24 protein-coding genes, 2 tRNA genes and 1 pseudogene are annotated in these 21,905 nt (G+C 51.7%); 24 read left to right on the top strand and 3 right to left on the bottom strand.

All coding sequences use genetic code 11. The features are described 5' to 3' along the window. Positions 1 to 163 precede the first annotated feature (163 nt). A complete protein-coding gene (locus tag CXB77_RS06590; RefSeq protein ID WP_105073266.1) occupies positions 164 to 817 on the top strand; it encodes a GIY-YIG nuclease family protein in 654 nt (217 codons plus the stop codon). A gap of 42 nt (positions 818 to 859) precedes the next feature. Here the strand turns inward: CXB77_RS06590 and CXB77_RS06585 are convergent, their stop codons facing one another. Both CXB77_RS06585 and CXB77_RS22985 read right to left on the bottom strand, forming a co-directional pair. Beyond that, positions 860 to 1,843: an aminoglycoside phosphotransferase family protein gene (locus CXB77_RS06585; RefSeq protein ID WP_105073485.1), complete on the bottom strand. Its 984-nt coding sequence runs from the start codon at positions 1,841 to 1,843 to the stop codon at positions 860 to 862. After that, positions 1,839 to 1,973 carry a hypothetical protein gene (locus CXB77_RS22985; protein WP_277949363.1) on the bottom strand — a complete coding sequence of 45 codons (135 nt, stop codon included), beginning with the start codon at positions 1,971 to 1,973 and terminating at the stop codon, positions 1,839 to 1,841. The genes CXB77_RS06585 and CXB77_RS22985 overlap by 5 nt, the downstream gene beginning before the upstream one ends. Before the next feature lie 4 nt (positions 1,974 to 1,977). Between CXB77_RS22985 and CXB77_RS21430 the strand changes: the two genes are divergently transcribed. The 11 genes and pseudogenes from CXB77_RS21430 to CXB77_RS06555 all read left to right on the top strand — a co-directional run bounded on the left by CXB77_RS21430 (position 1,978) and on the right by CXB77_RS06555 (position 9,399). Next, positions 1,978 to 2,625 carry a hypothetical protein gene (locus tag CXB77_RS21430; protein WP_242445511.1) on the top strand — a complete coding sequence of 216 codons (648 nt, stop codon included), beginning with the start codon at positions 1,978 to 1,980 and terminating at the stop codon, positions 2,623 to 2,625. Between the two features lie 112 nt (positions 2,626 to 2,737). Continuing rightward, positions 2,738 to 3,592 (top strand): LPS-assembly protein LptD, encoded by an 855-nt coding sequence (locus CXB77_RS24530; protein ID WP_431520709.1) that lies wholly within the window; start codon positions 2,738 to 2,740, stop codon positions 3,590 to 3,592. Further along, positions 3,484 to 4,277 (top strand): annotated as a pseudogene (locus CXB77_RS21420) (LPS-assembly protein LptD). Before CXB77_RS24530 ends, CXB77_RS21420 begins: the two are co-directional and overlap by 109 nt. A gap of 5 nt (positions 4,278 to 4,282) precedes the next feature. Next, positions 4,283 to 4,519 (top strand): hypothetical protein, encoded by a 237-nt coding sequence (locus CXB77_RS21415; RefSeq protein WP_242445510.1) that lies wholly within the window; start codon positions 4,283 to 4,285, stop codon positions 4,517 to 4,519. Positions 4,520 to 4,615: 96 nt separating this feature from the next. Then, positions 4,616 to 4,996: a SurA N-terminal domain-containing protein gene (locus CXB77_RS21410; RefSeq protein WP_242445509.1), complete on the top strand. Its 381-nt coding sequence runs from the start codon at positions 4,616 to 4,618 to the stop codon at positions 4,994 to 4,996. Next, positions 4,993 to 5,271 carry a hypothetical protein gene (locus tag CXB77_RS21405; RefSeq protein ID WP_242445508.1) on the top strand — a complete coding sequence of 93 codons (279 nt, stop codon included), beginning with the start codon at positions 4,993 to 4,995 and terminating at the stop codon, positions 5,269 to 5,271. Before CXB77_RS21410 ends, CXB77_RS21405 begins: the two co-directional genes overlap by 4 nt. Further along, a complete protein-coding gene (locus CXB77_RS21400) occupies positions 5,169 to 5,813 on the top strand; it encodes a peptidylprolyl isomerase (RefSeq protein WP_242445507.1) in 645 nt (214 codons plus the stop codon). The genes CXB77_RS21405 and CXB77_RS21400 overlap by 103 nt, the downstream gene beginning before the upstream one ends. After that, positions 5,806 to 6,945 carry a 4-hydroxythreonine-4-phosphate dehydrogenase PdxA gene (pdxA, locus tag CXB77_RS06570; protein WP_105073265.1) on the top strand — a complete coding sequence of 380 codons (1,140 nt, stop codon included), beginning with the start codon at positions 5,806 to 5,808 and terminating at the stop codon, positions 6,943 to 6,945. The genes CXB77_RS21400 and pdxA overlap by 8 nt, the downstream gene beginning before the upstream one ends. Positions 6,946 to 6,964: 19 nt before the next feature. Next, on the top strand, positions 6,965 to 7,399 hold the full coding sequence (locus CXB77_RS06565) for a DUF1841 family protein (protein WP_105073264.1): 435 nt from the start codon (positions 6,965 to 6,967) through the stop codon (positions 7,397 to 7,399). Between the two features lie 41 nt (positions 7,400 to 7,440). Next, positions 7,441 to 7,797 carry a hypothetical protein gene (locus CXB77_RS06560; protein WP_105073263.1) on the top strand — a complete coding sequence of 119 codons (357 nt, stop codon included), beginning with the start codon at positions 7,441 to 7,443 and terminating at the stop codon, positions 7,795 to 7,797. 258 nt (positions 7,798 to 8,055) lie between these two features. Continuing rightward, the gene (locus CXB77_RS06555; protein WP_242445506.1) at positions 8,056 to 9,399 is read left to right on the top strand and encodes a sensor histidine kinase; all 1,344 of its coding nucleotides are present in this window, start codon (positions 8,056 to 8,058) and stop codon (positions 9,397 to 9,399) included. A 7-nt stretch (positions 9,400 to 9,406) separates the two neighbouring features. Here the strand turns inward: CXB77_RS06555 and CXB77_RS06550 are convergent, their stop codons facing one another. Next, complete coding sequence (locus CXB77_RS06550; RefSeq protein ID WP_242445505.1) at positions 9,407 to 10,249, bottom strand: SDR family oxidoreductase; 843 nt, start codon at positions 10,247 to 10,249, stop codon at positions 9,407 to 9,409. Positions 10,250 to 10,427: 178 nt separating this feature from the next. Between CXB77_RS06550 and prmB the strand changes: the two genes are divergently transcribed. The 12 genes from prmB (at position 10,428) to CXB77_RS21395 (ending at position 21,899) form a co-directional block, all read left to right on the top strand. Then, on the top strand, positions 10,428 to 11,351 hold the full coding sequence (gene prmB, locus CXB77_RS06545; protein ID WP_105073260.1) for a 50S ribosomal protein L3 N(5)-glutamine methyltransferase: 924 nt from the start codon (positions 10,428 to 10,430) through the stop codon (positions 11,349 to 11,351). Continuing rightward, a complete protein-coding gene (locus CXB77_RS06540) occupies positions 11,348 to 11,671 on the top strand; it encodes a general secretion pathway protein GspF (protein ID WP_105073259.1) in 324 nt (107 codons plus the stop codon). Before prmB ends, CXB77_RS06540 begins: the two co-directional genes overlap by 4 nt. A gap of 63 nt (positions 11,672 to 11,734) precedes the next feature. Further along, positions 11,735 to 13,120, top strand: coding sequence for an oxygen-independent coproporphyrinogen III oxidase (gene hemN, locus CXB77_RS06535; protein WP_105073258.1), 1,386 nt, complete (start codon positions 11,735 to 11,737; stop codon positions 13,118 to 13,120). A 127-nt stretch (positions 13,121 to 13,247) separates the two neighbouring features. Further along, positions 13,248 to 14,540 (top strand): trigger factor, encoded by a 1,293-nt coding sequence (gene tig / locus CXB77_RS06530; RefSeq protein ID WP_105073257.1) that lies wholly within the window; start codon positions 13,248 to 13,250, stop codon positions 14,538 to 14,540. Positions 14,541 to 14,684: 144 nt separating this feature from the next. Next, positions 14,685 to 15,284, top strand: coding sequence for an ATP-dependent Clp endopeptidase proteolytic subunit ClpP (clpP, locus tag CXB77_RS06525; protein WP_197711021.1), 600 nt, complete (start codon positions 14,685 to 14,687; stop codon positions 15,282 to 15,284). 85 nt (positions 15,285 to 15,369) lie between these two features. After that, a complete protein-coding gene (clpX, locus tag CXB77_RS06520; protein WP_105073255.1) occupies positions 15,370 to 16,650 on the top strand; it encodes an ATP-dependent Clp protease ATP-binding subunit ClpX in 1,281 nt (426 codons plus the stop codon). Between the two features lie 183 nt (positions 16,651 to 16,833). After that, positions 16,834 to 19,290, top strand: coding sequence for an endopeptidase La (gene lon / locus CXB77_RS06515; RefSeq protein WP_105073254.1), 2,457 nt, complete (start codon positions 16,834 to 16,836; stop codon positions 19,288 to 19,290). 148 nt (positions 19,291 to 19,438) lie between these two features. Beyond that, on the top strand, positions 19,439 to 19,711 hold the full coding sequence (locus CXB77_RS06510) for an HU family DNA-binding protein (RefSeq protein WP_105073253.1): 273 nt from the start codon (positions 19,439 to 19,441) through the stop codon (positions 19,709 to 19,711). Positions 19,712 to 19,729: 18 nt separating this feature from the next. Next, positions 19,730 to 19,805 (top strand) — tRNA-Val (locus CXB77_RS06505). Positions 19,806 to 19,825: 20 nt separating this feature from the next. Then, positions 19,826 to 19,902 (top strand) — tRNA-Asp (locus tag CXB77_RS06500). Positions 19,903 to 19,977: 75 nt separating this feature from the next. Further along, positions 19,978 to 21,366 carry a SurA N-terminal domain-containing protein gene (locus CXB77_RS06495; RefSeq protein WP_242445504.1) on the top strand — a complete coding sequence of 463 codons (1,389 nt, stop codon included), beginning with the start codon at positions 19,978 to 19,980 and terminating at the stop codon, positions 21,364 to 21,366. Beyond that, complete coding sequence (locus CXB77_RS21395; RefSeq protein WP_242445503.1) at positions 21,363 to 21,899, top strand: hypothetical protein; 537 nt, start codon at positions 21,363 to 21,365, stop codon at positions 21,897 to 21,899. The genes CXB77_RS06495 and CXB77_RS21395 overlap by 4 nt, the downstream gene beginning before the upstream one ends. Positions 21,900 to 21,905 lie beyond the last annotated feature (6 nt).

The raw sequence follows: 21,905 nt of genomic DNA, 5'->3' as shown, positions 1-21,905 counted from the left end.
TTAGCATGAGTTTCCTCTGTAGATGTTCCAAGTTTGGTAGTGCCATAGTTAATAGGACAAAAACCTAATCTCTTTGCAAAGCAAAGAATAAAAGCCACGAAATCCTGTTGATCATGGCACTAAACCCAATTCAGTCCACCGAACCACGCGAGGAAACAGTTAAATGGCAAAAGGGTTTATTTACATTTGTCGCAATATGGCAATGCCCGGTTTATTAAAAATCGGCTATTCCGTAAAAGTTCCGACAGAGCGAGTCGATGAACTTTTTACCACTGGTGTTCCAGAGCCTTTCAAACTTGAATACTACTGTCTCGCTGAAAATGCAAAAAGACTCGAAACCCAAATTCATCAAAACCTCTCTGTCTACCGCCACAGAGCGGATCGTGAGTTTTTTCGTATCGAATTAGAAAATGCAATCCAATCTATTGCAAACTTATGCAAACCTGAACACGAGTGGCGCGATGAACAATATCAACCACTTAGCAGTCAAATAGCACGGATCAATGGTCAAAAGATAAACGGAATCACAATTGTGAGCAGACATGACAGCGAAAGGGAAATCACTGAAATGATCAATTTTTCTGAATCCGCATATCAGCAATCTTTAGCATCGTATGTTTACTCTCTTTTCTACGACAGCAATTCTTGTTGTTGTAACTTTGAATTTGCCAATGAAGTTGAACAATTCGGCTATATCGCAGATGATATTCTTGAAATTGCATTGGAAACAATTAGTCAATTCGAGTGGTTTGGACAAATACAACATGGAAAACCACTCACAGATATAGAAGTTGACGATGACGATATACCTTGGTAGCAAGGTATCAGAGAAAAAAGCCGGAATCCCCGGCTTTTTTTATCAATAAAACGGCAGCACCCGCTCGATTAAAAACTGCTGCAACGCCGTCAATTCAGGATCGCGCCCCGCGACCGCCACGAGATAATTCAAAATGCGCGGCACATCAGCGAGATATTGCGATTTGCCGTCGCGCAAATGCAGCCGCGCAAAGATGCCGCACACTTTGAGATGCCGCTGCATTCCCATCCGATCAAACCACCGCAGAAATTGCTCCGGCTGCTCCGTCCGCAAAATCCCCGTTTGCCGAGCGAGCTGGTGATAACCGAGCGCCCATTCCGTCACTCGCTGCTCTGGCCACGCGATGTAGCAATCGCGCAACAGCGATACCAAATCGTAAGTCACCGGCCCCAGCACAGCGTCTTGAAAATCCAACACGCCGGGATTGCCGCGCTTGGTGAACATCAGGTTGCGCGAGTGAAAATCGCGGTGAACGCAGACCTGCGGTTGTTCAAGCGCGTTGGCAATCAACAGGTTATTGACCTGCGCCAGCAGCGTTTGCTCGGCAGCAGTCAGCTCTAAACCGAGCAATTTTTCAATAAACCATTCATCAAACAGCGCCAGCTCGCGTTGTAAAAATGCCGCATCGTAAACGGGCAAGTCGGCAGTCGCGCCGCAGGCTTGAATGATCGCCAGTGCGCCGAGCGCGTCGCCATACAGCCGGTCGGCAGTGGCGGCGGTGAGCACGTCGAGATAAGTCTGGTTGCCAAAATCGGTGAGCAGTAAAAAACCTTGCGTTTGATCTGCGGCATAAATTTCCGGCGTGTTGAGACCGATGCCGCGCCAGTCCCGCGCTAACTCGGCAAAGCGTCCGCAATGTTCTGGCGGCGGCGCGTCCATCACAATTAAGGTGCGCTCCGGCTGGGTGACGCGCCAATAGCGGCGAAAACTGGCATCCGCTGAAGCGGGCGCGAGTGTCCAATTGTCAGTGCGCAGTTGCGCGGTCAGCCACTCGCGTAATGCCGCAGTTCGTGCATGATTATCAATCACTTAATTGCTCCATTCGCCGTAAAATTCGATGATCGACCATCTGCATCAGGATTGCCGACCGGATTGGTCTGTGCCATGTTTGCAGCATCACATCCATGCGTCCACCACCAGCCACGAGCTTGTTCATTGCAATGTCGATTTTGGTTGATTTCAAACGCAGTGCGTGGGCGATGCTTTTCGTGACTGTTGTCACTCCGGCAACCGCTGCCGACGCGCCCCAGCGCAGTTCTGAACCGCCGCCAGTTCCCGCGATCACTGCCACACCGCCAGTTGAAAATGCCGAGATTCCAATCAATCCGCCCCGACTCGCGCCAGCGCCGATTGACACCACTCGCGCCAAGTTGCCGTCGTTGCCTGCGAATTCGCCACTTTTGCCCGCACTGCTGCCGACGTTACCGGTCAATCCTCCGGCTGGCGCAGCGGCTGCCGAAGCACTGCCGATGTTGCGCGGTGACACGCCGCAGTTGCCGATTGCCGATGCCGCGCAGCAGGAGCAGCGGCTGCATCAAGGTTTGCAGTGGGAAGTGTGCGGCCCGATTCCTGGCGCTGGCGCGATCAATCCGCGAGTGCAATTCACAGAGACGAAACAGCAACCCATTGACATCGTTGCCAATCGCATCGACGGCAATCAACGCACCAACATCATTGAATTACAAGGTGATATTGCGCTGTGCCAGCAGAATCAGCGGGTGGAAGCCGACTGGTCGCGTTATGACCGCCGCAGCGGACAGATCAACGCTGCGGTGCGCTGTATTTGGAAACGCCGCAATTGCGCCTGACGGGTGACGCAGCGGAATACAACCTGACCACCAACAGGGCAGCATCGACCACGCCCGTTATCGGTTATCGGGCAATGCCAATCTGCGCGGCGAGGCTGAACATGCGTGGTTATTGCCGGAGCAAGTCAGTCGCTATCAAAACATTCTGTACACCACCTGCCCGCCGGGACGTTCCGATTGGTCGTTGAAAGCCAGCACGCTGGAGCTGGATCAAGTGAGCGGCATGGGCACGGCGCATCATGCGCGGCTGCGCATTGCGGATATTCCGATTTTCTACACGCCTTATCTGCGTTTCCCGATTGATGGGCGACGGCGCAGCGGATTGTTAACGCCCAGCTTTGGCTCGTCCGACGAAACTGGAACCGACATCACGCTGCCGTATTACTGGAACATCGCGCCCAATTTGGATGCGACGTTGACACCGCGTTACATGAGCACTCGCGGACTGATGCTGGGCGCACAGGTGCGTTATCTCAGCGCGATGCAGGAGTTGGAAGTGAATGCGGAAGTGTTACCGCATGATCGCCGAGCGCCCGAGCAAGGTTTACGCGATGCGCTGCGGATCGAACAGCACGGTCAATTTGGGGCGCGGTGGTCGTCAGTGGTGGATTATTCGGCAGTGTCCGATGACCAGTATTTGCAGGAATTTGGCAATCGACTGGACATCACCAGTCTGCGCAATCTCACGCGCCGCGCAGATTTGACTTACACCGGCGACGGCTGGAATCTGCTGACACGAATGCAGGAATTTCAAACAGTTGACACCGGTATCGCGCCAGCAGATCGTCCTTACGGACAGTTGCCGCACCTCGCATTTACGGTCGATCCAATCGCTGGCACGATTGGTTGGAATACAGCATCAACACGCAATACGACTATTTTGATCACAACGCAGCCGTGCACGGCAGTCGTTTCGTCGCCGTCCCCAGCCTGCGTCTGCCGCTGCGCCAGAGCTTTGGTTATTTGATTCCGCGCACTCGGCTGTTTTACACCGAATACGATTTAGTCGATCAAACCGCTGGCTGGGCAACGGAACCAACGTATTTAATTCCCAGTTTTGACCTTGACGGCAAATTGATTTTGAGCGCGAACATCGCTGGTTTAACGAACGCATGTTGCAAACACTGGAACCGCGTCTGTATTACGTGCGCACCGCTTATGCCGACCAATCAGAAAATCCGCGTTTTGATACCACTGCGTTGGATTTCAGTTTTGCCAGCCTGTTTCGCGCCAGCCGTTTCACCGGTTACGACCGCATCAGCGACGAACATCGGCTCACGCTCGGTCTCACCTCGCGCACGATTGCCAGTCAACGCGGCACCGAATTGTTTCGCGCCAGCTTGGGTCAGGTATTTTATTTTGCAGATCGGCGGGTGCAATTGGACGGCGATGCTGTGGACAGCGATACGCAATCGGCGCTGGCGGGTGAATTATCGGCGCTGCTCACGCCGAATTGGAGCGCAGTACTCAATGCGCAATGGAATCCACAACGCGCTAATTCAAAATGGGAAAAACAGGTTTTACAACTGCGTTATGCCCCTGATTCCAATCATTTGCTCAATCTGGCGTATCGTTACAACCTCGGCACGCAAACCGCTGAACGCTACGAAGATACGGATTTGGCGTTTCAAATTCCGCTGGGTTCGCGGTGAAATTGGTGGGGCGCTGGCTGTATTCGCTGCTCAACGATGAAACAGTGGAAGCGTTCGCTGGCGTGGAGATTGGGCGCTGTTGCTGGCGCTTGCGGCTGCTGGGACAACATCTCAAACGCAGCGCCGATCAACCCGGCAGCACCAGCGTGATGCTGCAACTGGAATTAGCGGGGCTGGGTTCTTTTGGAAACCGCATTGATCAACTGCTCGAACGAGGCATTTATGGTTATCAAACCAACTAATCGACTGCATCTACTGATGGTCGCGGTCTTACTGACATTCAGCGCCAGCACGCCGTCGCCCAACTCGGCAACGAATCGCTCGATGCGATCATCGCAGTGGTCAACGACGATGTGGTGGTGCGCAGCGAATTGAATAAGGAAATCAATTTGGTACTGCCGCAGTTGCGCCAGCAGGGAACCGCTGAACCGCCGCGAGCGCAGTTGGAAAAACAGGTGCTCGACCGACTGATTTTGAAACGGTTGCAGCGATTACGCGCCAAAGAAGTCGGGATTGAAATCAATGATGCGACGCTCAACGAGGCGCTTACCAGCATTGCCAAACGCAATAATCTTAATCTCGATGATTTGCAAAAAACGTTGGAAGCTGGCGGCATTCGTTTTAATGATTTCCGCGAAGATACGCGCTCGCAGATTCTCAACAGTCGTCTGCAAAATCAGGAAGTTGTCAGCAAAATTCGCGTCACCGAGCAGAAATGATCGCTTTTAGCCAAAGAATCAAGCCAGTTAATGAACGCGAGCAGGTGCGGTTGCAGCATATTTTGGTCGCGCTGCCGGAAAATCCCACGCCGGAACAAATCAGCACTGCCGAAGCAAAAGCCAATCGTCTGGTGGCTGAATTGCGGCGCGGCGCAGATTTCAGTGAGCGGCAGTGCGCGAATCTGATGGACGCAATGCGCTCGAAGGCGGCGATCTCGGTTGGTTTGAAATGGGCGCAGTGCCGGCGTTGGTGGGCGATTTGGCGACCACGATGACGGAAGGTGAAATCAGTGCTCCGCTGCGCAACGCCAGCGGGTTTCACATTATTAAACTGCGCGACATCAAGGGCGCAACACCGAAAAATGTCAATCAAACCAAAGCACGACATATTTTAATCCGCACCAATGAATTGGTTTCGGATGAGGACGCGAAACGGCGGTTGTCACAACTGCGCCAGCGGGTGCTCAACGGCGAGGATTTTGCGACGCTCGCTCGCGCACATTCCGATGACACCGGTTCGGCGCTCAAAGGCGGTGATCTCGGCTGGGTGAATCCCGGCGATACCGTGCCGGATTTTGAAAACACCATGAATGTGCTCGCGCCTAACGCAGTCAGTGAACCGTTCAAAACGCCGTTTGGTTGGCATCTGGTGCAGGTGTTGGAGCGGCGGAGTCAGGACACCAGCGCCGATTTGTTGCGGGTCAAAGCACGGGAAGCGTTGCAGCGCCGAAAAGCGGAGGAGGCGACTGAAGAATGGTTGCGGCAGTTACGCGACGAGGCTTATGTGGAAATTCGGCTCGATTCTGCACATGATTGATTTTATTCAACGTCTTGCCATTACGCCGGGCGAACCGGCGGGCATCGGTCCAGATTTGGTGGTGCGGCTGGCTGCAAATCTCCCTAACCGCCCGGTTTTGACAAATCCCCCCAACTGCCCGGTTTTGACAAATCCCCCCAACCCCCCTTTTCCAAAGGGGGGCTTAAACCTCCCTCTTTTGCAAAATCCAGCCCTTTTGAAAAAGGAAGACCTAAATCTCCCCCCTTTGAAAAAGGGGGGCTGGGGGGGATTTCAACTCGTCGCTGTCGCCGATCCCGATTTGTTGGCAGCGCGAGCGCAGCGACTTGGGCTGGCGCTGGAGATTTTGCCGTTTGATCCTGCCGCTGCGCCGCAACCGAGCGTTGCCGGTCAACTGTATGTTTTACCAGTCAAATTGCGCCAGCCGGTGATTGCCGGTCAGCTCAATTCTGCCAATGCCGATTATGTGCTGGAAACGCTGGCGCGAGCCTGTGACGGTTGTTTAGACGGAACTTTTGCGGGCGTGGTCACTGCGCCAGTGCACAAGGGCGTGATTAACGACGCAGGGCTGCCGTTTACTGGTCACACCGAATTTTTCGCCGAACGCTGCGCTGCCCAGCCGGTGATGCTGCTGGCGACGCCGGAATTGCGCGTGGCGCTGGTGACGACACATTTGCCGCTGGTCGAGGTCAGTCGCGCCATCACTGCCGCACATCTCACCGCTGTGATTCGCATTTTGCACCGCGATTTGGTGCACCGATTTGGTGTGATCGCGCCGCGCATTGTGGTCTGCGGCCTCAATCCACACGCCGGCGAAGGCGGTCATCTGGGGCGCGAGGAAATCGACATCATCATTCCGGTGTTGGAAACGCTGCGGGCAGAAGGAATGCAGTTGATCGGTCCGCTGCCTGCCGACACCGTATTTGTGCCGACGCGCTTGGCTGGCGCAGACGCAGTGCTGGCGATGTATCACGATCAAGGGCTGCCGGTACTCAAACATCTCGGTTTTGGACGCGCAGTGAATGTGACGCTGGGGCTGCCGATTATTCGCACCTCGGTCGATCACGGCACGGCGTTGGAACTGGCGGGAACCAATCGCGCCGATCTCGGCAGCCTGAATGCCGCCGTCGCGCTGGCGCAATCACTGGTTTAATGCACTACGGAAATCACGCATGTTGTCATCAGATCGCAGCAGTCAACGACGAGTATTTATTGACACTTGGCAACGCGCCCAAGCCGGATTGCCATTAGAACCACTGCAAATGCAGATTTTTGATATTCTGCGCCAACATCCTGAATATCAATCATTTATGAATATGAATGATGACGCGCTGGCGCAGGATTTTTCACCAGAATTGGGCATGACCAATCCCTTTTTACACATGGGTTTGCATTTAGCTATTCGTGAACAAATCGGTATTGATCAACCGGTCGGTATTCGGTCGCTGCATCACAAATTATTACGCCGTTTGCGCAATCCGCATGAAACAGAACATCGCATGATGGATTGCTTGGCAGAAGGGATTTGGACGCTACAACGCAATCAACAACCTTTCAGCGAAACTGATTATTTGAACTGCATTAAACAAGCGCAAAAAAAATCATGACACCGCGCCAACATTTCACCGATTAAACGGAGTATTTATAAATGCAAAATCGTCCTTTAATTAAAACTGCAATTCCAAAACGCCGCTATCAAATTGGCAACTATACTGCTGCGTTATTGGGTGAAATTGACAGCGGTGATCATCAGTCTTATCGCTACATCTTGGCATGGGTTCCCACTGGACAGCGCGATCCAGTGCTTTACGTATGCGCCGAGCATACGCCACCGAATGAACGCGCAGATGGCGCCTATCGGTTGCGGGTTGTGAATGAAAACATGACTGAAGTATTAGACACTGGTGACGGCTGGGGCGACTTAGAAACCTTTGCTGAACAGGCACTTAATTTGGGAATGCAAATGCTGGGATTAATGCAAGCGCGAATTGATCGGCTATTATGAAGCAAGACACAACTTATTGATCTTTTGATAATGATGTCACCTGTCACTTTTAGCCAACATCCTACTTGGGGTGCATTACGTTGGCTTTTTGTTTTTCGCTGCCTAATTTTACTTGGTTTAATTTGGGTATTTTCATCGCCATTTATGGCGCCAGTGATTGATAAAGGCAACGTTCGCATTAGTTGGTTTATTCTACAGTGTTATTCACTGTTAATGCTGCTTGGTGGTTTGAGTCTGTTCAGACAACGACCACAGCGAGTGCGGCAAGTACAAATTGCTATTTTTATTGATATTGTCGTTTATACCCTATTGATGCACACGGCAGGCGGTATTGCTAGCGGTTTGGGGATGTTACTGGCGGTCGCAGTCGCAGCGGCGGCGCTGATGATGGAAGGACGGCTGTCGTTGCTGTTTGCTGCGATTGCGTCGTTGGCAGTGATCGCGCAGCAGAGTTATTCGGTGCTACAAAATCAACCGCTGGCAACCACGTTCACGCAAGCGGGTTTATTGGGGCTGCTCTTTTTTACCGTCGCAGTGATGGCGCATGTGCTGTATCGGCGGGTGCGTTCGGCAGAGGCACTTGCGGCGCGGCGCAAGGTGGATATTGATGATCTGTCCAAACTCAATGATTTCATTATTCACAGTATTCACACCGGCATTTTGGTCGTCGATGGCGAGCGGCGTTTGCGACTGCTGAATCAAGCGGCGCTTGACGTGTTGGAAGTGAAACAGTTTCGGCGCGGCGTGGCGCTGGCTGCGTTATCGCCGGAGTTGGATCGCTGGCTGGCGCGTTCAAATGTCAGCACGCCAACCGATTGGCTGCTGCACTGCAACCGCCGCGAAATTCGCGTTTCTCCGAAACCGCTCGGCGTCGATCGCGCCAACGGCATCATTCTTTATCTGCGTGATAATCAAGAAGTTATGAAAGAAGCGCAGCAGATTAAACTCGCTGCGCTGGGCACATTAACTGCCAGCATTGCGCATAACATTCGCAATCCGTTGAGTGCGATGACTCATGCCAGTCAGTTATTAGCGGAAAATCCGGCGCTTACCGACGATGACCGCCATTTGCTGGACATCATTCGCCGTAACGGAGCGCGGATTGAAGACACGGTGCACAGCGTGTTGCAGCTCTCGCGGCGTCATCAGCGCGAGCCAGCGCAGTTGGTGTTGGCGACTTGGTTGGAAGAATTCGCCGCTGAATTTTGCGAACGTCACGATCTCGATCCCGCGACGTTGCAATTGCGGCTGCATTCGACCGCAGTGACGGTAAATGTTGATCCGCGCCATCTGCATCAAATCATTGCGAATTTGTGCGAAAACGCGCTGATTCACGGACAGCGCAGCGGACAATCGCCACTGATTATTCTGCGCAGCACTGGAATTGCGGGAACAGTGCAATTGGCGGTGTGCGATGTCGGCGCAGGCATTGCGCCAGCGGTGGTCAATGAAATTTTCAATCCGTTTTATACGACCAAAACGAATGGCACGGGATTGGGGTTGTATATCGCCCGCGAGCTGGCGGAAACCAACGGCATTAGTTTGACGTACACGCCGCATGAGCCGCGTGGCAGTTGCTTTCTGCTGGTGTTTGCGGGCTGATGAAAAATCAACCTTTTCCGCCGCGAGAAACCCAAGTGACCACCCAATCCAGAGCGGATGTCGGCAATAACCGTTTCAGTACTGCGAACAAATGCGTCGGCACGGTGACGGCATAGCGCGAACGCGGATGTGGACTTTCGAGCGCGTGAATGAGTTTTTGCAACACTGCTTCTGGCGGCAGCGTGAACGGCTGCGCTGGACCCGGTTTCGTCAATCGCGCTTCGGCGCGTTCATAGGCAGCGCGATGAACACTGTGTTCGCGGTCGATATTGGCGAGAAAAGCGCGGTGCGCATTGGCGCGAAATTGACTGAGAATCGGACCCGGTTCGATAAGCGACACGCTGATTCCGCTGCCGCGCAGTTCCAACCGCAATGTGTCGGTCAAACCTTCCAGCGCGTATTTACTGGCGACATACGCGCCGCGATATGCCAGCGGCATGAAACCGAGCACCGAACTGTTGTGCACGATGCGCCCGAAACCTTGCTGACGCATGAACGGAATCACCAAACAGGTTAATTCGTGCGTTCCCAGCAGATTGGTTTCCAGTTGCGCCCGCAGTACTTCGCGGCGCACGTCTTCCACTGCGCCGGGCTGCCCATAAGCGCCATTATTAAATAACGCATCCAATCGCCCGCCCGTCAGCGCCAGCGTTTCGGCAACACCAGCGCGAATGCTGGCGGAATCATCAAGATCAAGCGCAATCGCCGTAAATCCCTCGCGTTGCAGTTGCGCGACTGACTCTGCTCGCCGCGCCGAAGCGATCACTTGCCAACCGCGCTGCGCCAGCCCTCGCGCACAATGCAAGCCGATCCCGCTGGAGCAGCCGGTGATAAGAATGGAACGAGGCATCGTTGAAAGCATCTGCGGTGATCCAGAATTGATGAATAGATTGTTGACCAAACATTACGCTAATCGGTCGTTTTTACCGCAACCATTACAAGCGATGCGCGGGCGATGTATCCTTGTCTGCCTCTTTTTTGCGGCAATCACCGCGTTTTCTTCATTTTGATTAGGACTCATCTGACCAATGGCAGAGCAGCCGGACGGTTTAATTACGATTCAAGACTTTGTACGCTGGGGCGCGAGTCGCTTCAATGCCGCAAAGTTATCTTTTGGACATGGCACTGACAACGCCATCGACGAGGCAACGCATCTGGTACTGAGTGCGCTGCATCTAGCGCCAGCATTGCCACCGGGTTTGCGCGAATGTCGTTTAACGCCGGCGGAGCGCGTTGCAGTGTGTGAATTGATTGAGCGCCGCATTGCCGAGCGATTACCGGCATCTTATTTATCCGGTCGCGCTTGGTTTGCCGGTTTGGAATTTACAGTTAATCAACAGGTTCTGATTCCACGCTCACCGATTGCGGAACTGGTGGAAGCGGGTTTTGATCCGTGGATTGACAGCGAACGCATCACGCGTGTGCTCGATTTGTGCACCGGCAGCGGCTGCATCGGCATTGCCGCCGCGATTTATTTGCCGGATGTAGACGTTGATTTAGTGGACATTTCGCCCGCTGCGCTGGAAATAGCCCAGCACAATGTCGCGCAGCATCATCTCACCGACCGGGTACAAGTGCTTGAATCCGATCTTTTTACAGCACTCAGCGAACATCATTACGATGTGATTGTCTCTAATCCGCCCTACGTTTCTCGCGCCGAATTGGACAGTCTGCCGGCGGAATATCACAACGAGCCGGCGCTGGGATTGTTTGGCGGCGAAGATGGTCTTGATCTCGTGATGAACATTCTCAGCGTCGCTGCCGACTATCTCAACGACGGCGGCATTTTGATCGTCGAAGTGGGCAATTCAGCGCCAACACTGGAATCACGTTTGCCCAAAGTGCCGTTTACTTGGCTGGAATTTGAACGTGGCGGCGAGGGCGTTTTTCTATTGACCCGCGCTCAATTGCTTGAATCACAAGCACAAATTGATGAGGCACTTCGCGCATGAGTCTGCAACGTGCTCGCAGCGTCGATGAATACGTCGAATGGGTAAAACAAGCGGTGTTTGAAGTCGATGATCTGCGTGATTGTTTGGAATACGAAACCGAAAACTTGGCCACATTTCCCGCATTTCTCGACCCGCTCGACGCAGGCATTAAAGCGTTGTATGCCGCAATGACCTCTGGGAATTACAGCTTTGGGCGCGAAGATTTGCCTTTTATTAATCTAGCGCATCAATACGCAGACGAGATTCCATTTCATACCCTGCTTAAACAAATTAATGAAACCCATCAGCACGGGCTAGATGTGGGCGGGGAAACTGCCTAAATAGGCATTACGATTGATGCCGAGCGAATACCAAAACGGTATCTAACGGCAGGAGCAAACACCGTGGAACAAAGCGTTTCTTTTGATCTTGAATTGATTCGGCGTTATGACCAAAGCGGGCCGCGCTATACGTCATATCCGACCGCAGTTGAGTTTTCCGAAGCCTTCGATGAAACCGCATATAAAGCCGCTTGTGCGCGTAGTAATGACAGCGGACGACCACTCTCTATTTATTTTCACATTCCGTTTTGTGACACGGTGTGTTTTTACTGCGCTTGCAATAAAATTGCGACCAAAGATCGTTCGCTCGCACCACCATATTTAGAGCGGGTATATCGTGAATTGGCGATGCAGTCCGCATTATTTGATCGCTCGCGGCGCGTTGAACAATTACATTGGGGTGGCGGCACACCGACTTTTCTCAGTCACGCGCAGATGAGCGAATTGATGGATGTCACGCGCCGTCATTTCGATTTAGCTGGCGATGATGTAGGCGAATTTTCAATTGAGATTGATCCGCGTGAAGCAGATGCGTCCACCGTTAAATTGCTGCGCAATATCGGCTTTAATCGCATGAGTCTTGGCGTACAAGACTTTGATCTCAAAGTACAAACTGCTGTGAATCGAGTACAAACCGAAGCGGAAACAATGGCGGTGCTTGACGCAGCGATTGCCGAAGGTTTTCGCTCAACCAGCATTGATCTAATCTACGGCTTGCCATTTCAAACCGTTGCAAGTTTCAGCAACACGCTGGAACGCGTGATTGCAGTGAATCCGCAGCGGCTGTCAATTTTCAATTACGCGCATTTGCCGGAACGCTTCAAACCGCAGCGCCGGATCAATGACGCAGATTTGCCCGCGCCAGAAGTGAAACTGGATATTCTGCAATCGACCATTTCCCGCTTAACTGAAGCAGGTTATGTCTACATCGGCATGGATCATTTTGCGCGTCCTGACGATGAATTGGCGCTGGCGCAGCAGGCGGGAACGTTGTATCGCAATTTCCAAGGTTATTCGACTCATGCGGATTGCGATTTAATTGGCATTGGTGTGACATCAATCGGCAAGGTCGATAACACCTATGGACAGAATCGCCGCGAATTGGAAGAGTATTACGCTGACATTGATGCTGGGCATTTGGCAGTCTTTCGTGGCATTGAATTGAACCGTGACGATCTCATTCGCCGCGATATGATTACCAAATTGATTTGTCATTTCCAGTTGGATATTCGCGTTGCCGAAGCAACTTGGGGTATTCAATTTGCGGATTATTTCGCTGATGCGTTGACCAAACTTCAGGGCATGGCGAATGACGGATTGGTGGAGATTACACCCACGCAGATTCGCATTTTGGCGCGAGGACGTTTGCTGGTGCGCAACATTTGTATGGCATTTGATGCGTATTTAGCGACAAAAACCGGTCCAATTGGGTTTTCCAAAGTCATTTAGACGGTGGAGCCTTGACAGGTCGCAAGCTATACTGAACGGCTTTTGAAGGCGCAAACGTGGTGTTTGCGCCAGAATCCAACAATACGTCGGCTGCGGAATTGATCCGGCAACGACGGGAGAAAATTGAATGCAAGTTTCGGTGGAAGCGGGCGAAGGGCTAGAGCGACGGATGAAGATCGAGTTGCCTTTTGCGCAGATGACGGTCGAAGTTGACAAGCGTTTACAACAGCTTGCGCGGACTGCCGCGTTGCCCGGCTTCCGCCCGGGACGAGCGCCGATGAAGGTGGTGCGCCAGCGGTTTGTCGATCGGGTGCAACAAGACGTGATGGGCGAATTGGTGCAATCAAGTTATAACGATGCAGTGGAACAGGAATCGCTGACGCCTGCCGGAATGCCGCAGATTGAACTCGATATTAATCTTACAGATCAACGTTTTGCATACACTGCAACGTTTGAAGTGATGCCTGAATTTGAATTGGTATCGCTCGCGGATCAATCGCTGAAGCGTCCGGTGTGCGAATTGACCGATGCGGATGTGGATGGAGTCATTGAGCGGCTGCGCGAGCAGCGGAAAACTTGGACGTCAGTTGAACGCGCTTGTCAGCTCGGCGATCAAGTACTGATTACGTTTGACGGCACTATCGAGGGCGAACCATTTGAAGGTGGGTCGGGTTCGAATGTCACGCTGGAGTTGGGCAGCGCGGAAATGATTGAAGGTTTTGAAGCTGGGTTGATCGGTGCGACGAGCGGCGAGCAGCGCGACCTTGAATTGACTTTTCCTGAAGATTATCACGCCGATCATCTCGCTGGAAAGCCAGTGCATTTTGCAGTGACGATCAATGCGGTGATGGAGCCAACGCTACCGATTATTGATGCAGAGTTCATTCAAGCATTTGGAATTGACGACGGTGATTTAGCGCGATTCCGTGCTGATGTGCAAGGGAATATGGAACGCGAATTGAAAGATCGCGTGAGAACGCTATTGAAAGAGCGCGTCATGGATGTGCTTTATGCTGCCAATTCATTTGATTTGCCGTCAGCATTGGTCAAGGAAGAAGTGGCTGATATCACGGAGAGTATGAACAAAAAATTCGATCCCAGATTAGTGGGATTGTTTCCAGTTGATTTCTTTGAATCCAAAGCAAAAAAACGAGTAGCACTTGGTCTTATTCTCGGCAAAATTATTACCGAACAAGGGCTGAAAGTTGAAGCGAATCAGATCAAAGCACGCATTCAACAGATGGCGTCAACTTACGATGATCCGCAGGAAGTGCTGGAGTATTACAGCAAACGCGAGCGCATTAAAACAGTTGAAGCAGTGTTGCTTGAAGATGCCGTCGTTGATTGGGTGATGGAGCAGGTTCAGGTGGAAGATGAAGCACTTGATTTTGCAACCTTGGTGAATCCAGAAATCGCATAACATCAACGCTCAATTTGAGTATTCAATTGCGCAGAATGTCGTGATTTTCAAACGACATTTTGCGACTAGAGTTCAGTTGTTACAGGTTAAATCCTTAATATGATCGCCACTTCCCAACATCGTACTGACTGGCAGCCACAAGGAATGCTAGTACCCATTGTCATTGAGCAAACAGCACGCGGTGAACGTTCATTTGATATCTATTCACGGCTATTAAAAGAGCGAGTGATTTTTCTGGTTGGTCCAGTTGAAGATCACATGTCGAATTTAGTTGTTGCTCAATTGCTGTTTTTAGAATCGGAAAATCCTGACAAGGATATTCATCTGTATATCAATTCGCCCGGCGGTTCCGTAACGGCAGGAATGGCAATTTATGACACCATGCGGTTTATTCGTCCCGATGTCAGCACCATGTGTATTGGTCAAGCAGCAAGCATGGGTGCGTTATTACTTGCCGGTGGCGCTAAAGACAAACGCTTTTGTTTACCGCATTCGCGGATGATGATTCATCAACCGCTCGGTGGTTTTCAAGGGCAAGCGACCGATATTGATATTCATGCCCGCGAAATCCTCACGATCCGCGATACCCTAAACCGGATTCTCGCTGAACACACTGGACAACCGATTGAAAAGATTGCTGAAGACACTGAACGCGATCGGTTTATGAACGGTGAAATGGCGCAGGCTTATGGATTGATCGACAAGGTCATCACCGAACGCGGTCCAGCTCCCGGTAAGACTTAATTCAGATGTCTTTCATGCTTCAATCGACATCGAGCGGGACTGCTGGTATCGCGTCCTTAAACGAACCACTGGAGACCCATCTTCGATGAGTGGAAATAATCACGGCAAAAGCGACGAAGGTAAATTGCTTTACTGTTCGTTTTGCGGCAAAAGCCAGCATGAAGTGCGCAAACTCATTGCTGGTCCTTCGGTATTCATTTGCGACGAATGCGTCGAACTCTGCAACGACATTATCCGCGAGGAGATGCAGGACAGCGTTGGCGAAAACACCAGTCATCTGCCAAAACCGCGTGAAATTAAGGCGCGTTTGGATGAATTTGTCATCGGGCAAGAGAAGGCCAAAAAAGTCCTCTCGGTTGCAGTGTATAACCATTACAAACGGTTAGAAGTTGCTGAAGCGAAAGAAGATATTGAGATCGCTAAAAGCAACATCATGCTGATTGGGCCAACCGGCTCCGGCAAAACGCTGCTGGCAGAAACGCTGGCGCGGCTGCTCAATGTGCCCTTTACCATCGCTGACGCAACGACCCTGACCGAAGCTGGCTATGTCGGCGAAGATGTTGAAAACATCATTCAGAAACTGCTGCAAAAATGCGATTACGACGTTGACAAGGCACAAACCGGCATCGTCTACATCGATGAAATTGATAAGATTTCGCGTAAATCAGACAATCCGTCGATTACCCGCGACGTCTCAGGCGAAGGCGTGCAGCAGGCGCTGTTAAAACTGATTGAAGGCACGATTGCCTCGGTGCCGCCGCAGGGTGGGCGCAAACATCCGCAGCAGGAATTTCTGCAAGTCGATACGTCTAACATCCTGTTTATTGTGGGCGGTGCGTTCGCTGGGCTGGATAAGGTGATTCAAAATCGCTCGCGCAAAACCGGTATCGGTTTTTCGGCAGAAGTGCACAGCAAAGATGACAGCCGTCAAATCAGCGAAATCCTGAGCACGGTCGAACCGGAAGATTTAATTCGTTACGGTTTAATTCCAGAATTTGTCGGACGGCTGCCGGTATTGGCGACGTTAGAAGAATTGGATGAGCCGGCATTGGTGCGTATTCTGACCGAGCCAAAACATGCGCTAGTGAAGCAATATGCGCGGCTATTTGAAATGGAAGGTGTACAAATGGAATTGCGTGAAGATGCCCTCGGTGGAATAGCGCGTAAAGCAATGGAGCGTAAAACTGGCGCTCGCGGGCTGCGTACCATTATGGAACAAGTGTTATTGGATACGATGTACGATCTGCCATCAATGGATCACGTCAGTAAAGTCGTCATTGATGCGTCAGTGATTGCTGGTGATAACAAACCATTCCTCATTTATGACTGCATCAGCATGGAAAAACAGGCTGCTGGCGCCGAATAACGCATCAATCAGCAATTATCGCAGCGCACCAATCATGGGCGCTGCATGAATGAAATGTTCCGTCCACCATTCCGATCCTCGTTGTCTTCCATTCCGATTTTTTGCGACAGTGATGCGCGATTCTTATCCGAATACGCACATCACCTGTTTTATTGATTATCCTTTGAATGAGCGCAGATTTTCATGGCACTACACAATCCCGCTGCTGCACCACTCGCTTCTCAAGAAGTTCCGGTTCTTCCATTGCGGGACGTGGTGGTTTATCCCCACATGGTGATTCCGCTATTCGTTGGACGCGACAAATCTATTCATGCACTTGATGGCGCAATGACCACTGATAAGCAAATTTTGCTTGTCGCACAGAAAAGCGCCGAAGTAGATGATCCGAGTGTCAAAGATTTATACGATATTGGGACGCTGGCGAATATTTTGCAGTTACTTAAATTGCCGGATGGCACAGTGAAAGTATTGGTTGAAGGTCATCAACGAGCTGTTATTCAAAGCTTTGTCACCACTGAGACTTCTTTTTCCGCAATCATTAAGCCATTAGATGAAATCTTTAATGCCGATGAGCGCGAGCAAGAAGTGCTGATGCGTTCAGCGATGAATCTGTTCGATCAATACGTCAAACTCAATAAAAAAATACCGCCAGAAGTACTCACCTCACTGGCAAACATTGATGATGCGGGACGATTAGCCGATACGATGGCAGCGCACATGTCGCTGAAGCTCGATGAAAAACAGCGCGTGTTGGAAATCATTGATGTGCAGGCGCGACTTGAACATTTGATGGGATTGATGGAGTCTGAAAGCGATATTTTCCAAATGGAAAAGCGCATCCGTGGACGGGTGAAGCGGCAGATGGAAAAAAATCAGCGCGAGTATTATTTGAATGAGCAAATGAAGGCGATTCAGAAAGAACTCGGTGAATTGGAAGATGCGCCCAATGAAATCGAAGACCTCGCTCGGCGTATTCAAGCCGCAGGAATGCCCACTGAAGTCAAAACCAAGGCGCTGGCAGAATTAAATAAGCTCAAATTAATGTCGCCGATGTCTGCTGAAGCAACAGTGGTGCGTAATTACATTGACACGCTGGTTGGTGTTCCATGGAAAAAACGCACACGCATTCATAATGATTTGCAAGTCGCTGAGGCGGTATTGGATAAAGATCATTATGGATTAGAACGGGTAAAAGAACGTATTCTGGAATATCTCGCAGTGCAGCAGCGAGTGCGGAAATTGAAAGGACCAATTTTGTGTTTGGTTGGACCGCCGGGTGTCGGTAAAACGTCACTCGGTCAATCGATTGCGCGGGCGACGAATCGCAAATTTGTGCGCATGTCGCTCGGTGGAGTGCGCGATGAAGCGGAAATACGCGGTCATCGGCGCACTTACATTGGCGCATTGCCCGGCAAAATCATTCAGAATCTATCGAAAGCTGCGTCACGCAATGCGTTCTTTTTGCTGGATGAAATCGACAAAATGGCAATGGATTTTCGTGGTGATCCAGCGTCGGCGCTATTAGAAGTGCTTGATCCTGAACAGAATCATACTTTTGTTGATCATTATCTTGAGGTAGATTTCGATCTTTCTGAAGTCATGTTTGTTGCAACTGCGAATACGCTCAACATTCCGCCAGCATTATTAGATCGCATGGAAGTGATTCGGTTGTCTGGTTATACCGAAGATGAAAAAGTCGCAATTGCCGAGCGGTATTTAGTGCCCAAGCAGACCAAAAATAATGGTCTAAAAGATGGTGAATTGGTGATTCGTGAGAGTGCGCTGCGCGATATTATTCGCCATTACACCCGTGAGGCAGGTGTACGCAATTTGGAACGTGAGATTTCCAAAATTTGCCGCAAGGTTGTTAAAGAAGTGCTCTTAAAAAAGCGCGATACTTCTACGATTGTTAATGCCAAGATATTGGAGAAATACCTCGGTGTGCAGCGTTTTCATTACGGTCGTGCCGATGAATACGATCAAATTGGACAGGTGACGGGGCTGGCGTGGACGGAAGTCGGTGGCGAATTGCTGCGGATTGAATCAGCACTGGTGCCTGGCAAGGGCAAATTTACGTATACGGGTCAACTCGGCGATGTGATGCAGGAGTCGATTCAGGCAGCGATGACAGTGGTGCGGGCGCGAGCGGATGCGCTGGGTGTGCCACCCGATTTTCACAATAATTTCGATATACACATTCACGTTCCCGAAGGCGCGACGCCGAAAGATGGGCCGAGCGCAGGCGTGGCGATGTGCACGGCGCTGGTGTCGGCGCTCACGAAAATTCCGGTACGTTCCAACGTGGCGATGACTGGCGAGATCACGCTGCGTGGCGAGGTGTTGCCGATTGGCGGACTGAAAGAAAAGCTGCTGGCTGCGCATCGTGGCGGAATTGAAACGGTGATTATTCCGCTGGAAAATGCGCGGGATTTGACCGAAATTCCTAAAAATATCAAGCAACATTTGAAAATCCATCCGGTACGATGGATCGACGAGGTGTTGAATCTAGCGCTGGTTGAGCATCCAACGGCGCTGGGTGGTTCAGGTGCGAATGAAGATGCGATCACGGTTGCAGCGGTAGACTCGCCGGAGATGCCGACCGATGCAGTTGACGATCAGGCAGTGCAGTTGCGTCATTAAAAGCCAACACTGCGACATGAATGACTGAAAAGTTGGTTGCTCCAACACGATTCCCGTCTTAGGATGCGCCATCATTTGAGAATGGTCGTGTGATTTGACCTTCCGAATATCTGAATCGATCATCGCTGTTTAATGAGGAACAAAACACATGAATAAATCGGAACTCATCGAGAAGATGGCGGATGCTGCGGATATTTCTAAGGCTGCCGCCGCCCGTGCCCTAGATATGATGATTGATGAAATTGCTCATACCCTGAAGGAAGGGGGCACGGTGTCATTGATTGGTTTCGGTACCTTTTTAGTCAAGGAACGGGCAGCGCGGATGGGTCGCAATCCACAGACTGGGGCAAGCATTGAAATCAAGGCATCAAAAACACCTGCTTTCAAGGCTGGTAAAGCACTCAAAGATGCCATACAATAGTCGCCTGTTGTTACCTAAGGGTGTTTAGCTCAGATGGTAGAGCATCGCCCTTACAAGGCGAGGGTCGTAGGTTCGATCCCTACAACACCCACCAAGTTGTAATACTGAAAGTTTGGAGCGGTAGTTCAGTTGGTTAGAATACCGGCCTGTCACGCCGGGGGTCGCGGGTTCGAGCCCCGTCCGCTCCGCCAAACGACATAGCACGGGGCACCCATTGGGTGCCCCGTTTTTGTTTCTAAATCTCTTAATTATTTCGACCTGCCGCCATGCTTCAGACTATCCGCACACGCACTCAAGGTTGGGTTGCTTGGGTCATCGTCGCGCTCATCAGCATTCCCTTTGCCCTCTGGGGTATTCAGTCTTATTTCGATGTCGGCAGTGAACCTGTTGCCGCCACAATCAACGGCATTGAAATTTCCAATCGTGATCTGGATCGGCGCGTTCAAGAAACGCGAATCAAATTGCGCGAACAACTCGGCAACAGTGACAAATTCGCTACCTTTGAGGATCAGCGGCTGCGCACCGAGGTGCTCGAAAACCTCATTCAAGAACTGCTGCTGCGCGATGTCACTCAGCAACTGGGACTGCGAGTTTCTGATCAAGATGTTCAATTACAGATACTTTCTGAACCTGCTTTTCAAAAAGATGGGCGCTTTCATCGGGAAACCTATGAACGAATGCTGCAACTTCAGGGATTAACGCCCGTGCAATTTGAAGCGCAGGTGCGCCAGCAAATGACCGGTACACAACTGATCCGCGCCGTCGCAGGCAGCGAATTCGTCACTCGCGCTGAATTTTCGCAATATCAACGGTTGATCCAGCAACAGCGCGAACTGGTTTATACGCAATTTCATACCGCAGATTTTGCCCCCGCCACGCCGCCCGATGATGCTGCGAGCGGCGCGTTTTACAACACCAACACCGCTCGTTTTCAAACGCCAGAGCAAGTCAAACTCGATTACATCCTGCTTGATGCCAGCGCATTGGCAACGCAAACGGTCATCAGTGATGACGAACTGCGCCAGCATTACACCGCCAACCCGGCGCGGTTTATTCAACCCGAACGCCGTCAAATCAGTCATTTACTGTTGAAAGTTGCTAGCGATGCCGATGATGCAGCCGCAAATGAGGTGCTCACCAAACTCAACGACATTCGGGCACGCATTCTCGCGGGCGAAGCCTTCGCCGATTTAGCCAAGCAATTCTCCGCCGATGCCGGCAGTGCGGCGCAGGGCGGTTCACTCGGTGACGTGGAAAAAGGTGTGATGGTTCCGGCATTTGAGCAAGCCGCATTTGCCTTGCCGGTTGGCGAAGTGAGCGCACCAGTCCGTACCCAATTTGGTTATCACCTGATTGTTGTCACCGCAATCACGCCGCCAGTGACGAAACCTTTTGAGGAAGTGCGCGAGCAATTGCTGGCGGAATTGCGCAAACAACGCAGCGATGCGCAGTTTTATGAACTCGGCGAGCGGCTGGCAAATCTAGCGTATGAATCGCCGGATCGGTTGGAACCTGCTGCGGAAGCACTGGGTTTGACGGTGCAGAAAAGCGACTGGCTGGCGCGTACCGGCGGCACGGGCATTCTCAGTCAGCCGAAGGTGCTGGCGGCAGCGTTCAGTGAAGAAGTGCTCACCGAGGGCGCAACAGCGAATTGATTGAGCCAGAACGCGATTCGCTGCAAGCTGTGGTGGTGCGCGTGGCGGAACATCGGGCAGCAGACGTTAAACCGTTGGCGGAAGTGCGCGATGAGATTATCGCTGCGATCAAAGCTAAAACCGCCAGTGCAGCGACTGAAGCTGCGGCGAGTGCTGCCGCGAAGCAATTACGCGAAGGCGCGGATTGGACGGCAGTGCTCGGCAATGCCAAATTGGAAACACCGGGTTTGGTGACGCGACAAACGGACAAAATTCCCGCCGAAGTGCTGGAAACCGCATTTACGCTGCCGTTGCCGACTGAGGGCGCAGTGAGTGTGGGCACGGCGCGGCTGGCGCAGGGTGATATGGCGGTGGTGCGGCTGTTGCGGGTTCAGGATGGTGAAATCACTGCGAATGCCGATCTGAAAACCGCACCGGAAGCAGCGATGTTGGCGCAGGTGCTGGCGCGTCAGGTCTACGCAGAAATGCTGAAAGATATGGAGCGCCGCGCTGAGATTGAACGGACTGCGCCGCGCCCTGAAGATCAGCTTTAAGCAATT

It is taken from the genome of Chromatium okenii (assembly GCF_002958735.1).
GTDB lineage: Bacteria > Pseudomonadota > Gammaproteobacteria > Chromatiales > Chromatiaceae > Chromatium > Chromatium okenii_A.
Note: the sequence above shows the minus strand (reverse complement) of the source record. Positions and strands in the feature narration are given on the sequence as shown.